The organism is Nocardioides oleivorans (genome assembly GCF_004137255.1).
In the GTDB taxonomy this organism is placed as follows: Bacteria; Actinomycetota; Actinomycetes; order Propionibacteriales; family Nocardioidaceae; genus Nocardioides; species Nocardioides oleivorans.
This window is the reverse complement of sequence record NZ_SDWT01000003.1, coordinates 144,462-157,967: the sequence shown is the minus strand read 5'-3', so window position 1 is coordinate 157,967 and position 13,506 is coordinate 144,462. Positions and strand designations below refer to the sequence as shown.

At 71.1% G+C, this 13,506-nt stretch carries 13 protein-coding genes; 3 read left to right on the top strand and 10 right to left on the bottom strand.

Annotated elements, in window-relative coordinates:
• Positions 1-30: 30 nt before the first annotated feature.
• The 6 genes from EUA93_RS19395 to EUA93_RS19370 form a co-directional block, all read right to left on the bottom strand.
• On the bottom strand, positions 31-984 hold the full coding sequence (locus EUA93_RS19395) for an electron transfer flavoprotein subunit alpha/FixB family protein (protein ID WP_129401988.1): 954 nt from the start codon (positions 982-984) through the stop codon (positions 31-33).
• 21 nt (positions 985-1,005) lie between these two features.
• Complete coding sequence (locus EUA93_RS19390) at positions 1,006-1,788, bottom strand: electron transfer flavoprotein subunit beta/FixA family protein (RefSeq protein WP_242497524.1); 783 nt, start codon at positions 1,786-1,788, stop codon at positions 1,006-1,008.
• 159 nt (positions 1,789-1,947) lie between these two features.
• The gene (locus tag EUA93_RS19385) at positions 1,948-2,658 is read right to left on the bottom strand and encodes an Ig-like domain repeat protein (protein ID WP_129401986.1); all 711 of its coding nucleotides are present in this window, start codon (positions 2,656-2,658) and stop codon (positions 1,948-1,950) included.
• Between the two features lie 83 nt (positions 2,659-2,741).
• Positions 2,742-3,647: a DUF6801 domain-containing protein gene (locus EUA93_RS19380; protein WP_129401985.1), complete on the bottom strand. Its 906-nt coding sequence runs from the start codon at positions 3,645-3,647 to the stop codon at positions 2,742-2,744.
• A 142-nt stretch (positions 3,648-3,789) separates the two neighbouring features.
• Positions 3,790-4,092 carry a hypothetical protein gene (locus tag EUA93_RS19375; protein WP_242497523.1) on the bottom strand — a complete coding sequence of 101 codons (303 nt, stop codon included), beginning with the start codon at positions 4,090-4,092 and terminating at the stop codon, positions 3,790-3,792.
• A gap of 32 nt (positions 4,093-4,124) precedes the next feature.
• Positions 4,125-4,901, bottom strand: coding sequence for an enoyl-CoA hydratase/isomerase family protein (locus tag EUA93_RS19370; protein ID WP_129401983.1), 777 nt, complete (start codon positions 4,899-4,901; stop codon positions 4,125-4,127).
• A 103-nt stretch (positions 4,902-5,004) separates the two neighbouring features.
• On the opposite strand from EUA93_RS19370, the gene glgX reads away from it, so the two are divergent.
• Positions 5,005-7,179: a glycogen debranching protein GlgX gene (gene glgX, locus EUA93_RS19365; RefSeq protein WP_242497522.1), complete on the top strand. Its 2,175-nt coding sequence runs from the start codon at positions 5,005-5,007 to the stop codon at positions 7,177-7,179.
• A gap of 4 nt (positions 7,180-7,183) precedes the next feature.
• On the opposite strand, the gene EUA93_RS19360 is transcribed toward glgX, so the two are convergent.
• Positions 7,184-8,092, bottom strand: a complete 909-nt coding sequence (locus tag EUA93_RS19360; RefSeq protein WP_129401982.1) for a helix-turn-helix transcriptional regulator — start codon at positions 8,090-8,092, stop codon at positions 7,184-7,186.
• 99 nt (positions 8,093-8,191) lie between these two features.
• Between EUA93_RS19360 and EUA93_RS19355 the strand changes: the two genes are divergently transcribed.
• On the top strand, positions 8,192-8,560 hold the full coding sequence (locus tag EUA93_RS19355) for a hypothetical protein (protein ID WP_129401981.1): 369 nt from the start codon (positions 8,192-8,194) through the stop codon (positions 8,558-8,560).
• Between the two features lies 1 nt (position 8,561).
• Here EUA93_RS19355 and EUA93_RS19350 read toward each other — a convergent pair whose 3' ends face one another.
• Positions 8,562-9,530: a hypothetical protein gene (locus EUA93_RS19350; RefSeq protein ID WP_129401980.1), complete on the bottom strand. Its 969-nt coding sequence runs from the start codon at positions 9,528-9,530 to the stop codon at positions 8,562-8,564.
• A gap of 61 nt (positions 9,531-9,591) precedes the next feature.
• Positions 9,592-10,176, bottom strand: coding sequence for a hypothetical protein (locus tag EUA93_RS19345; RefSeq protein ID WP_129401979.1), 585 nt, complete (start codon positions 10,174-10,176; stop codon positions 9,592-9,594).
• 126 nt (positions 10,177-10,302) lie between these two features.
• Between EUA93_RS19345 and EUA93_RS19340 the strand changes: the two genes are divergently transcribed.
• Positions 10,303-10,857, top strand: coding sequence for a hypothetical protein (locus EUA93_RS19340; protein ID WP_129401978.1), 555 nt, complete (start codon positions 10,303-10,305; stop codon positions 10,855-10,857).
• Between the two features lie 20 nt (positions 10,858-10,877).
• Here the strand turns inward: EUA93_RS19340 and glgP are convergent, their stop codons facing one another.
• Positions 10,878-13,460: an alpha-glucan family phosphorylase gene (gene glgP, locus EUA93_RS19335; protein ID WP_129401977.1), complete on the bottom strand. Its 2,583-nt coding sequence runs from the start codon at positions 13,458-13,460 to the stop codon at positions 10,878-10,880.
• Between the last annotated feature and the right edge of the window lie 46 nt (positions 13,461-13,506).

Below are 13,506 nucleotides of genomic sequence, written 5' to 3'. Positions count from 1 at the left end.
TCGCTGCCGGGCCGTCGTGGTCGTGCGTGATCAGCCCTTGCGAGCAGCGATCTGCTCGGTGGCGGCGGGCAGCACGGTGTGCAGGTCGCCCACGACACCGAAGTCGACGAGCTCGAAGATCGGCGCCTCGGGGTCCTTGTTGACCGCGACGATGGTCTTCGAGGTCTGCATGCCGGCACGGTGCTGGATCGCACCCGAGATGCCGTTGGCGACGTAGAGCTGCGGCGAGACCGTCTTGCCGGTCTGCCCCACCTGGAACGCGTGCGGCATCCAGCCCGAGTCGACCGCGGCACGCGAGGCTCCCACGGCGGCGCCGATCGAGTCGGCGAAGCCCTCGACGGGCTCGAAGTTGCCGCCGGTCCCACGACCGCCGGAGACCACGATCGCGGCCTCGGTCAGCTCCGGGCGACCGGTCGACTGGCGCGGCTGGGTGGCCACGATCTGCGCACCCTTCGCGGCGTCGGACACGGTCACGGCGAACGCCTCGACCGTACCGGCTCCCTCGGACTCCTCCGGGGCGGCCGAGTTCGGCTTGACGGTGATGATCGGCGTGCCGGTCGTGACCTTGGCCTGCACCGTGAAGTTGCCCGCGAACACGCTCTGCGTGGTCACGCCGCCATCAGTGACGTCGACGGCGTCGGTGATCAGGCCCGAGCCGATCTTGATCGCCAGCCGGGCGCCGACCTCCTTGTTCTCGAACGTGGAGGGCAGCAGGATCGCGGCCGGGCTGGTCTTCTCGGCCAGCTGCTGCAGCGCCTCGGCCTTCGGCGCGACGAGGAAGCCCTTGATCTGGGCGTCGTCGACGACGTAGACCTTCGCGGCGCCGTACTTCTTGACCTTCTCCGCCACGGCGTCGCCCTGCTCGGGCGAGCCGAAGAACACCGCGGACGGCTCGCCGAGGCGGCGCGCGATCGTCAGCAGCTCGTAGGTCGGCTTCTTGACCTCGCCCTCGGCGTGGTCGATGACAACAAGAACCTCAGACATCAGTCGGCTCCCCAATCCTGCTCAGATGAACTTCTTGGACGCGAGGAACTCGACCAGCGCACCGGCGCCCGAGCCGTCCTCGTCGGTGACGACCTCGCCGGCCGTGCGCGGCGGGCGGGCGGTGGTGTCCTCGACCTGCGAGAACGCGACCGACAGGCCGACCTCGCCGGCGTCGACACCCAGGTCGGACAGCGACCAGGTCTCGAGCGGCTTCTTCTTCGCGGCCATGATGCCCTTGAAGGAGGGGTAGCGGGCCTCGCCGGACTGGTCGGTCACGGACAGCACGATCGGCAGGGTCGCGCCGATGACCTCGGTCGAGCCCTCGTTGTCGCGCTTGATCCGGACCTGGTCGCCCTGCGACTCCACCACGGAGGCCAGCGTGACCTGCGGCAGGCCGAGGCGCTCGGCGACCATGGCCGGCACGACCGAGCCGGAGGCGTCGGTCGAGGCCATCCCGCAGATCACCAGGTCGGCGCCGGTGTCGGCCTTGATCTTCTCGATCGCCTTGGCCAGGACCAGCGACGTCCCGAGGTAGTCGGAGCCCGCGATCGCGTCGTCGAGCACGTGGACGCCGGCGTCGGCACCCATCTGCAGCGACTTGCGGACCGCGTCCACGGCCTTCTCGGGGCCGACGGTCAGCGCGGTCACGGTGATCTCCTCACCCTCGCGCTTCTCACGGAACTGGAGCGCCTGCTCCACGGCGTACTCGTCGAGCTCGGACAGCAGGCCGTCGACCCCGACGCGGTCGACGGTGTTGTCGTCCTCGAACTTGCGGTCGGCCGTGGCGTCCGGCACGTACTTCACACAGACAACAATGTTCATGGTGGTGTGGCCTCGCGGCCCCTCCTGTGCACTCGGGTGTGCTCGTGACGTTACTAGCGAGTCAGCCCCCACCGGAACGGGGTCCGGGGTGGGGATCCTCACAGTGACACTGTCAGGGTCGCACCGTTGCCCGGCCGACGCCTAGCGCTGACGCACGCGGAACCGCTGCACCCGCTTCTCCGGCAGGTGCTCCGCGTCGCCGGCGTACGTCACCACGCTGCGGTATCCGCCCCTCGGCAGCCTGCCGTAGCGGGCCTCGACGACACCCTCGCGCGGCAGCACCTTGGTGCGGACGGTCGTACGGCCCGTGCCGATCCGCTCCAGGGTGATCGTGACGCGGCCCGTGGGCGTGCTGCCGTACTCGCCGCCTGCCTCGACCCGGACGACGGTCGGGATCCGCAGGCCACGGCCCTGCACGTCGACGAACAGCCGGGTGCGGACCTGGCCGACGGTCCACGCCTGCGCGGGCGAGGTGCTGCCCTGCTGGTCCACCGGGAACTGCGGCACGAACGTGGCGGTGACGGCGTGGTCGCCGACGGGTGCGTCGGGCAGGACCACGGTGGCGCTGCCGGTGGCACTGAGGTTGACCTTGCTGGCCACGCCGTCGACGGAGACGTAGACGTCGCCGTCGGCACGACCGGTCGACGTGGCCACCGCGGCGGTGGCGGTGACCGTCTGGCCGTAGGCCGAGCGGGTCGTGCTGAGGACGACCGAGGTCGTGGAGGTCGCCACCCGCGCGCTCGGCCGGGCACCTGTCGGGCCGTCGGCCGAGGCCGGCGTCGCCCTGGCGCCGGCGACCGTGAGGGCTGCCGCGAGGGACACCGCGACGAGCGACCGAGAGAGTGCCGACATGGCTCCAAGGCTACGTGCCCGCCCGCCCGGGGGCAGACGAACGCCCCGCCGGGTGCAGGACCCGGCGGGGCGTTCGAGGCAGCTCAGGAGACCTTGACGGTCGCCTTGCCCTTCGACTTCTCGTGCGTGTCGTCACCGGCGTAGGAGACGGTGACCTTGTAGGTGCCGGGCTTCGTCACGTTCTTCACGACGGCCCTGGCCTTGCCGCCCTTGACCGAGACGGTCAGCTTCTTGACCGTCTTCTTCCCCAGCTTCACCAGGACCTTGGCCTTGCCGGTGGCGGCCTTGTCGTCGGAGCCGACCTTCACGGTGGCGACGATCTTCTTCGCCTTCTTGGCGTAGGACGCCTTCACCTTCGTGGTCGTCTCCTGCGCCGCGGTCGGCGGCACGGTGCCGTCAGCGGTCACGGCCACGGTGTCCACCGTGGCGTCCTGGCCCGGGTTGAGCGTGCACGTCACCTTGTAGGGCGACAGGGTGCTGGCGCCACCGCTCGTGGTCTTGCCGGCCAGCACCGCTGTGAAGTTGCCGGCGGTGAGCTTCACGGTGCCCACGGCCGCGGGCGTGATCGCCGTGCCGACGGCGGTCGCCGGCACCACCAGGTCGCCCGAGGCGGGGACCGGGGTGACGGGAACCGTCGCGGGCAGCTGGCCTGCCGCACCGTCGACGGCGAACCCGAAGGACGTCGACTCGCCGGCCGCGTTGGTGCCGCCCTCGACCGTGGCAGCGCCCAGGCCGGCGAGGGTCTCGCGCAGCGCACTGGGAACGGTCACCTTGGCGGTGACCGTGGGGGTGAACGACTGCCCGACCTTCACCGCTGCGGGAGCGTTCGTGTCGGCCTCGACCGTGAAGGTGAAGTCACGGTTGAGCGGGTCCTTGCAGGCATAGGCGAGGGCGCCGGATGCGGCGCCCGCCGGAGCGGCGAGCGCGGTGAGCGCGGTCGTCGTGACGGCGAGCGTCCCGAGCAGGGCAAGGCTGGACTTGAGCTTCATGCGGGTTCCTCCCAAGAGAACTTCATGTCAGGCCGTACCCCTCCCGGGTGACGACCGCCACAAACGTGACATGGAGTTACACATCGAGATACACCGCGTCCAGCATCCGGACGTCCGCTGTGCGGACGCGGGCTGGCCGGCCTCAGGGCTTGATGATGCGGTCCAGGAGCCGCCCGACGACCAGCCACGCGATCGCACCCAGGCCCCAGTTGAACAGCGCGTTCTTGATGCCGGCTCCGTCGCCGCGGAACTGCTTGATCCCGTCGACCCGCGAGAAGACCCCGAGGTCGACGAAGTCGGCGGCGTCGAGGATCCAGCCCACCAGCGCGTTCGAGCGGTTGGCGTCGAGGGCGATCAGCAGCGCGCCCAGCGCCAGCACCAACGCCGCCAGGGCGCACACCAGCCACAGGAGCTGGGCGAGCGTCGCCCGGATCTTGGTAGCCACAGTCGATCTCTCCTTCTTCGTGTCGGGCATCGTCAGCGGCCCACGAACGTGGCCTTGCCCGGCCCGCTCTCAACGAAGGAGGCTATGCCGAGGACACGGTCCTCGGTCGCGAAGACGCCGGCGAACTGCTGGCGCTCGATCTCCAGGCCGGTGTCGAGGTCGACCTCGCTCCCCCGGTCGATGCACTCCTTGGCGGCGCGGATCGCGAGCGCGGCCGCGTTGCTGAACTGGCCGGCGTACGCCACTGCCTCGGCGAGCACCTGCTCGGCCGGCACGACGCGGTCGGCGAGGCCGATGCGCAGGGCCTCGTCGGCCTTGACGAAGCGGCCCGTGAAGATGATGTCCTTCGCCTTCGCGGTCCCGACGAGCCGCGTCAGGCGCTGCGTGCCGCCGGCGCCCGGGATGATCCCGAGCAGCACCTCGGGCTGGCCGAGCACCGCGTCCTCGGCCACGAAGCGCCAGTCGGCGGCCAGCGCCAGCTCACAGCCCCCGCCCAGGGCGTACCCGTTGACGGCGGCGACGACCGGCTTGGGGATCCGCGCGATCGCGGTGGTCGCGGAGCTGACCGACGCCGAGGCCCTCACCATGTCGGCGTAGGTCCAGTCGACCATCTCCTTGACGTCGTTGCCCGCCGCGAAGACGCGCTCGCCGCCCCAGACCACCACGGCGCGCACGTCGTCGCGCTCGGTCAGCTCGGCCGCGGCCTCGCGGAGGTCGGCCTGCACCTGGAGGCTGATCGCGTTCATCTTGGGACGGTCCAGTCGCAGGACGGCGACTCCGTCGGTCACGTCGATCGAGACGAACTCCATGGTGGCTCCTCTTCCTCGGGTGCGGCAGGCACACGGTGTGGGCACCGTCATGGTGCGCGTGCCGCATTGTGCCGTGCCCGGAGACGTCCACCACAATGACCCGGTGACTCCGCCTCCCGAGACCACCACCGTCTGGAACCACGACGGCGAGACCATGACGGTCTGGCCGGGACGCAACTACCCCCTGGGCGCCACCTGGGCGCGGGAGGCGACCAACTTCGCGGTCTACGCACCCGCAGCGGAGTCGGTGTGGGTGTGCGTCTTCGACGACGACGGCAACGAGGTGCGCCACCGCCTCACCGAGCGCTCGCTGGGGGTGTGGCACGGGGCGCTGCCCGGCGTCGCGCCCGGGACCCGGTACGGCTACCGCGCCGCCGGTCCGTGGGATCCCGCGGCCGGCCTGCGGTTCAACGCCGCCAAGCTCCTGCTCGACCCCTACGGCAAGGCCGTCTCGGGCGACCTCGTCGTCGACGACGCCATCTTCGGCTACGTCATCGGCGACCCCGCGACGATGAGCGACCTCGACTCCGCGCCCTTCATGCCGCGCAGCGTCGTGGTCTACGACGACTTCCAGTGGGGCGGGGACACCTCGCCGCGGCGACGCTGGCGCGACACCGTCATCTACGAGGCGCACGTCAAGGGCATGACCGCGTTGCACGACCGGGTGCCCGAGGAGCTCCGCGGGACCTACGCCGGGCTCGCGACGCCCGCGGTGACGGACTACCTCCGGGACCTCGGGGTGACCGCGATCGAGCTGCTGCCGATCCACCAGTTCTTCTCCGAGCCGGCGCTCTCCGAACGGGGACTGGCGAACTACTGGGGCTACAACTCGCTGTGCTTCTTCGCCCCGCACAACGCGTACTCGCAGGCGGGTGACCGCGGCCAGCAGGTCACCGAGTTCAAGCAGATGGTGAAGGCCTTCCACGAGGCCGGCCTCGAGGTCATCCTCGACGTCGTCTACAACCACACGGCCGAGGCGGGACCGCGCGGGCCGACGCTGAGCTTCCGCGGCCTCGACGACCGCGGCTACTACCAGCGGGTCGTGCCGCCGCCGCCGGTGGCCGGCGAGGAGCCGATGCCCGTCACCTACTGGGACGTCACCGGCTGCGGCAACACGGTCGACTCCACCCACACCCAGAGCCTGCGCCTGATCCTCGACTCGCTGCGCTACTGGGTCAACGAGATGCACGTCGACGGCTTCCGCTTCGACCTGATGAGCGCCATCACCCGCACCGACCAGGTCGTCGACATGGGCAGCCACCTGCTCACCGCGATCGGCCAGGACCCCGTGCTGCGCCACGTGAAGCTCATCGCCGAGCCGTGGGACGCCTCGATGGACGGCTACCGGGTCGGCGAGTTCCCCCCGCCCTGGATCGAGTGGAACGACCAGTTCCGCGACACGATGCGCGACTTCTGGCGCGGCCAGTCCGCCGGCGTCCGCACCGTCGCGACGCGACTCGCCGGCTCGAGCGACCTGTACGCCGACGACGGTCGCTCGCCCTACGCCTCGGTCAACTTCGTCACCGCGCACGACGGCTTCACGCTGCGGGACCTGGTGTCGTACAACTCCAAGCACAACGAGGCCAACGGCGAGGACAACCGCGACGGGACCGACAACAACCGGTCGTGGAACTACGGCGTCGAGGGCGAGACCGACGACGAGTCGATCATCGCCCTGCGTCGTCGCCAGGCCGCGAACCTGATGGCGACGCTGTGCTTCTCCAGCGGCGTGCCGATGCTGACCGCCGGCGACGAGCGCGGGCGCACGCAGGGCGGCAACAACAACGCCTACGGACAGGACAACGAGACGTCGTGGATCGACTGGCGCCCCGACGACGCCTGGCTCGACGTCTACGAGATCACCAAGGCCGCGCTGCGTTTGCGTCGCGAGCACCCGGTGCTGCGCCAGCGGCACTGGTTCGAGGGGCGCCCGACCATCAAGGGCGGCATCAAGGACCTGCTCTGGGTGCACCCCGCCGGCCGGGAGATGACGACCGCCGACTGGAACGACGACTCGGTCCGCACGGTCGGGATGTTCCTCAACGGCGCTCCCCTGCGCTCCCCCGACCGGCGCGGCGCCCAGGTCCGCGACAAGTCCTTCATGATCTGGCTCAACTCCGGCGACGACGTCGAGCTGGTGCTGCCCGAGAACCAGTGGGTGCACCACGGCGAGGTCGTGCTCTCGACCAACCCGGCCCTGGCGCTCGGGACGACCGTGGTCGCGGGAGAGTCGCTCCCGCTCCAGTCCCGCTCCGTGCTGGTGCTCCGCGAGACCTGAGCGCTCACGCGGGCTCGGCGACCCACTCCATCGGGTCGCCGGCGTCGAGGTCGGTGATGCCGAGCGTCTCGAAGGCACCGAGGACCACGAGCCGGCGCACGGCGGCGAAGGTAAGCACGTGGGCGACCATCCCGCCGTAGGTGTAGACCTTGGGCGGGTCGCACGTGACGTCGACGAAGGTGTCGTCGAGACGGCCCTCGTCGATCGTCGTGCGCACCTGGGCGAGGAAGGCCGACCCCTCGTCCGCGAGCTCGCGGCGCAGGGTGCTCAGCGACTTGCCGCGCTCCTGGTCCCAGTCGTAGCGGCGCTGCGCGACGGCGGCGTTCCACTGGGCGAGCTGGCCGACGAGCCGGCCGAGCACCGAGCGGATCGTCATGTCGTCGTCGATGGTGCCGATCGGCACCTCGATGGGGGCGTCGAGCTGCTCGTCGGTCAGGCCCCCGGCGCGGTCGATCATCTCGCCGGTCAGCCAGAGGTGGTGCTCGATCATGCGCGTCATCAGGTCCATCGGTGTCACCTTTCGTGCGGTGGGCAGCCGCAGGCTGCCCGGCGGGTGGAAGTGCACGCCGCTCGGACCCGTGATCTGGGTCCGGGTGGGGTGCTGGCGCCAGCGGCTCGGGGCGGTGCCGTACTCCCGCGTGAACGCCCTCGTGAACGCCTCGTGGGACCCGAAGCCCGCCTCGAACGCGATGTCGACCACCTGTGCGTCGCCCGTCACGAGGCGGTACGCCGCGCGCTCGAGCAGCAGGCGGCGTCGCATCCGCTCCGGTGGCTCGCCCCCGGTCGCCGACACCACGCGGTCGAGGTGGAAGCGGGAGAGGTGGAGCCGCCGCGCCCGCTCCTCGCTGCCCAGGTCGAGCGTCTCGGCCAGGGTGTCGAGGAACGCGGCGAAGGTGTCGGCCGCTGTCGTCATGTCCACCACCCTCGTGCCGCCGGTGCCCGCCCGCTTGATCGCACTTGCGCAGTCTGCACCGAGTCGCCGTGAGTGCGCCCGAACTGAGAGGATGGGGACATGGCCAGCAGCGTTCCCGCACGACGTACCGAGAAGGGGCGCGGCCACCTCCTCGACATGAACGCGCCGCGTCAGGTCATCAAGGACCCCGAGAAGGACGCCCGCGACCTCGCCCGGGTGCAGAAGTGGGTGATGTCGACGCTCGCCGTGACGACGATCCTGCACCTCGTGGTCGGCCTCGTGGTGGCGGCAGTGATGCTGGACGACTCCCCCACGTCCTCGAAGGTCGGGCTCAACGTGATCGCCGGGATCTTCGGCGCCGCCGCGGTCGCCGCCGGTCGCGCGATCCACGGCAAGCCGGTGCTGTCGCCCTGGTTGCTCCTCGGGGTGGTCCCGACGGCGATCGGGCTCGTGCTGACCTTCGGCTAGGTCAGTGCCACGCCAGGACGGACGTGTCGTCAGGCACCGGAAGCACCTCGGCCGAGCGCAGCCCCTTCCTGACGTCCCACGCGACCCACGCGCTCTCGGGCGAGTACGAGTATCCGTCGGATCGCAACGCCAGCAGCCGTGACCCGTCGTGGTTCGCAGCGACCTCGACGTAGGTGGTCGGCTCGCGGAGTCGCCACTGCGCCACCTTCGTGGCACCGCTCCCGTCAGCCCGGGACAGCCACACCTCGTGTCGCCACCGCGTGCCCCGGAGCAGGACCAGGCGCCGCCCGTCGGCGGATGAGCTCACCGACCACACACCACCCATCACCGGGCTCGACGTGCCGTCGTGGGCCAGCATCAGCTTCCCGACGTTCGAGAAGAGGATCCCCTCGTCGGTCCACACCACAGTGTCGAGAAGACTGGGTGCGTCCTCACCCAGCACGTCGCCCAGCGTGAGCACGTGCTGGAGGTCCGAGCCGTCCAACCGGATCGTCCAGAGCGAGGCGATCCGCTGCTCTCCCTCCTGGACGATCGCCGTGAAGGCCAGGCTCCGACCGTCGAACGACCATCCGATGCCGTCCGCTGCCTCGAGCTCGGGATGGTCCTCCAGCGGGGCGAGGTGGGGTCCGCCACTGGTCGGCGCGACCACGAGCAGCGGCAGGTCGTCGCGGCAGCAGGTCACGAACGCGACCCGCCGACCGTTCGGGCTGGGCACCAGTCTCATCGTGAAGCCGCGGGCGTTGTCGTACACCTGGCGGACCCTGGTCCCGTCCGTGCGCGACGAGCGGACGTGGAGGTTGCGCAGCCCTGTTCCCGACGCCGCCCAGACCAGCCGGTCCGCTCGCGGGGCCGTCACCGACCGCGACGCCACGCCCTCGGGCGAGGCGTCCGAGCGCTCCGCGAGGCTCAGGCCCACCCCGGCGTAGACGAGGACGGCTGCTGCGACACGGAGCGCCCGGGAGGTCATCACGACGTGACCGTACGACGGCTCCCGCCCGCGCGTCCGGAGATCCCCAGCGTCGGGCGGCCAGTCACCGCATCACGACCGGGTCCGGAAACCTCACCCGGTCGCTCGACCACGGGCGCGCGGAGTCGGATCGGAAGTAGCCGGTCAGCGACCTCACCTCGACCGTCACCTCGCCCACAGGGATGCACCGGAGAGGCACGTCGAGACGGACCTCGCCCGCAGGGCGACGTACCTCCACCCGCATCGGGTCGCAGGACTCCCAGGACGTCCCGGTGCCGTCGGTGTCGAGGGCGGCGTAGGACAGGCCGGGCTTCTGCGGGCTGAGGCCGATGTCGCCGCGGCCGGTCCCGCTCGAACCCGGTGCCGGCGCCAGGGCCAGGAACACCATCTGGTCGACCGGCATGCGGCGGGGCACGGCCTTCATCCTGACCGTGATCCGCACCGAGCTCGCGCGCGGCGTGATGATGACCCGGCGCAGGTCGATCGACGTGCGCTGGGCCCGGGTCAGACCCGTCACCGACGTGTAGATCCGAACGTCTCCCCGGGGGTCCTCGACCGCAGCCGGCGCCTCGCGTGCTGCTGCTCCGCCGCACGGGAGGCACATGGCGACGAGCGCGAGCAGGACCGGGGCGACGGTTCGTGGCTGCATCGGTCGAGGCTAGGTGAGCCGGCGCGTCCTCGTATCGCGCGTTTGAGGGACATCCGTGCGCGATGGCGGGAGTGGTCGGCGACCGCTCCCTAGCCTCGGTGCACTGGTCCCCCTCCGAGGAGCGTCGTGAATCGATCCCCCGTGCTGACCGCAGTCGTCGTGCTCGCCTGGAGCCTCGTGGGACTGCCGCCCGCGACGGCCGAGGCGCCGAGCGGGTCGACCGTCACCTTCACCTCCGAGACGGAGTACGTCGTCTCGACGACCGTCGGCCGCCACGAGGTGGAGGGCACGGGCCAGCTGCCTGCCGGTTTCACGTCGAGCGGCGTCCGGGCCCGGCCCGCGAGCAACGGGCTGGGATCGGTCGCGGTCGAGGTGCTCGTCGACTTCGGCCACCCCGTCTACTCGATGTCCGCCCGCGGGTACGCCCTCTTCACCCACCGCACGGGCAAGCTGCGACCCGTCACCCTCGAGGGCCGGCCGGTGGTGCTCTCGGCGTTCGCGGAGGACAGCGGCCAGGGCGGCTTCCGGTGCGAGGACGGACGGCTGCTGGTCCACCGGTTCGACCTCAGCAGCCGCCGGGGTGAGCAGACCACCTACCGGCTCGTCGGCACACGACTCAAGAAGGTCTCCCGCGTGCCCCTGCGTCGTTCCGTCGCCAGCAGGCCGGGCAGCTGCGCCTGACGAGACCGGCCCGCCCGGGCTCAGGCGGGCTCGGCCACCAGCCCGAGCTCGGCGACCGAGGCGAGCGCGGCGTTGCGGGGCACGACGCGGACCGTGTAGCCGAAGGCTCCGGAGACCTCCAGCGGGACGGTGGCGTCGAAGCGGTGGCGGTTGCCGTCGTAGGACTCTCCGACCGTCATCGGCGTGATCGTGGTGGCGGTCAGCTCGTCGTCGGCGCCGATCCGGCCGTGCACGGCCTGGACGGACACGTCGTCGGGTGAGAGCGCGCCGAGCGCGACCCAGGCGCGGACGGCGAGCGTCGCGCCGACCTCGGCCTGGTCACCGGCACCCTCGGAGTCGAGGTGCTCGACCCGGACGCCGGGCCAGGCGGCGCGGACCTCGGACTTCCAGCCGGACAGGGTGCGGGCACCGGTGTAGTCGGCGTTGAGCGAGCGCGAGGTCTGCGCGGCGGGGGCGTAGAGCTCACGGACGTAGTCGCGGACCTGGCGGGTGGCCAGCACCTTGGGGCCGAGCGACTTCAGCGTGTGGCGCACCATCTCCAGCCAGCGCGGCGGGACGCCCTCGTGGTTGGTCTCGTAGAAGCGCGGCACCACGTCGGTCTCGAGCAGGTCGTAGAGCGCGTTGGCCTCGAGGTCGTCACGACGGTCGGGGTCGTCGATGCCGTCGGCCGACGGGATCGCCCAGCCGTTGTTGCCGTCGTACCACTCGTCCCACCAGCCGTCGAGGATCGACAGGTTCAGGCCGCCGTTGAGCGCGGCCTTCATGCCGGACGTGCCGCACGCCTCGTAGGGGCGCAGCGGGTTGTTGAGCCACACGTCGCAGCCGGGGTAGAGCGGCTGCGCCATCGCGATGTCGTAGTTGGGCAGGAACGCGATGCGGTGCCGGATCTCCGGGTCGTCGGCGAAGCGCACCATCTCCTGGATGAGTCGCTTGCCGGTCTCGTCGGCGGGGTGGGCCTTGCCGGCGATGACGAGCTGGATCGGGCGCTCGGGGTCGAGCAGCAGCTTCTTGAGGCGGGCCGGGTCGCGCAGCATCAGCGTGAGCCGCTTGTACGTCGGCACGCGACGCGCGAAGCCGATCGTCAGCACGTCGGGGTCGAGGGCGGTGTCGATCCAGGTGGTCTCGGCAGGAGCCAGGCCCCGCTTGATGGCCGAGCGGCGCATCCGGCTGCGGGCGTCGTCGATGAAGCGGGTACGCAGGGCGCGCTTGAGGTCCCAGATCTCGCGGTCGCCGATCTGGTCGACCATCGGCCAGAGGGCGTCGGTGTCGTCGCCGTCGATGTCGGCACCGCGGCTGGCGGCGAGCTCGATGACCTCGCGGGCGATCCAGGTCGGGCCGTGGACGCCGTTGGTGATCGAGGAGATCGGCACCTCTGCCTCGTCGAAGGCCGGCCACAGGCCGTTGAACATCCCGCGCGACACGTGGCCGTGGAGCTGGGAGACGCCGTTGGCGCGCTGGGCCAGGCGGAAGCCCATCACGGCCATGTTGAACACGCCGGCGTCGCCGCCCTCGTAGTCCTCCGCGCCGAGTGCGAGCACGCGGTCCACCGGGACGCCGGGAGTCGGCGAGCTGCCGCCGAAGTACTGCGAGACCAGCTCGCGCGGGAACCGGTCGATGCCGGCCGGGACCGGCGTGTGAGTCGTGAAGACCGTGCCGGCGCGCGAGACCTCGAGCGCGGTGTCGAAGTCGAGGTGCGGGCCGTCCTCGGCGACGGTGAGCTCGCGGATCCGCTCGACGCCAAGGAAGCCGGCGTGGCCCTCGTTGGCGTGGAAGACCTCCGGCGCCGGGGCACCGGTGATGCGCGACCAGACCCGCAGCGCGCGCACGCCGCCCACGCCGAGGAGCAGCTCCTGGCGCAGCCGGTGCTCGGAGTTGCCGCCGTAGAGCCGGTCGGTGACGTCGCGGTAGTGGGCGCTGTTCTCCTCGATGTCGGTGTCGAGGAGCAGCAGCGGGACGCGGCCGACGTGGGCCACGAGGATGCGCGCCAGGAGGTCGGGTCCGTCCGGCAGCGCCAGCGAGACGGTGGCTCGCGAGCCGTCGGGCTCGCGGAGCACCGTCAGGGGCAGCTCGTCGGGGTCGAGGACCGGGTAGCTCTCCTGCTGCCAGCCGTCGCGGTCGAGCGCCTGCTTGAAGTACCCGTGGCGGTAGAAGAGCCCGACGCCCACCAGAGGGATGCCGAGGTCGGACGACGCCTTGAGGTGGTCGCCGGCGAGGATGCCCAGGCCGCCGGAGTACTGCGGGAGCACGGCGGTGATGCCGAACTCGGAGGAGAAGTACGCGATCGCCCGGGGCGCGTCGGCACCGGCCTTGCGGGCGTACCAGCGGTCCTCGGTGAGGTAGCGCTCGAGGTCGGCGTGCGCGGCGTCGAGGCGGTTGCGGAAGTCGCCGTCCTCGACGAGCTCGTCGAGCCGCTCGCGGCTGACTGCGCCGAGGAAGCGGACCGGGTCGCCGGCCACGTCGCGCCACAGCCGGGCGTCGATCGCGGCGAAGACGTCCTGGGTCGGTGGGTGCCACGACCAGCGCAGGTTGCCGGCCAGGACGGACAGCGCACCCAGGGGCTCGGGCAGGACGGGACGGACGGTGAATCGTCGGAACGCTCGCACGGTCACCGACCGTAGGGCATTTCTTGGATCGATCCAAGAAAATGGC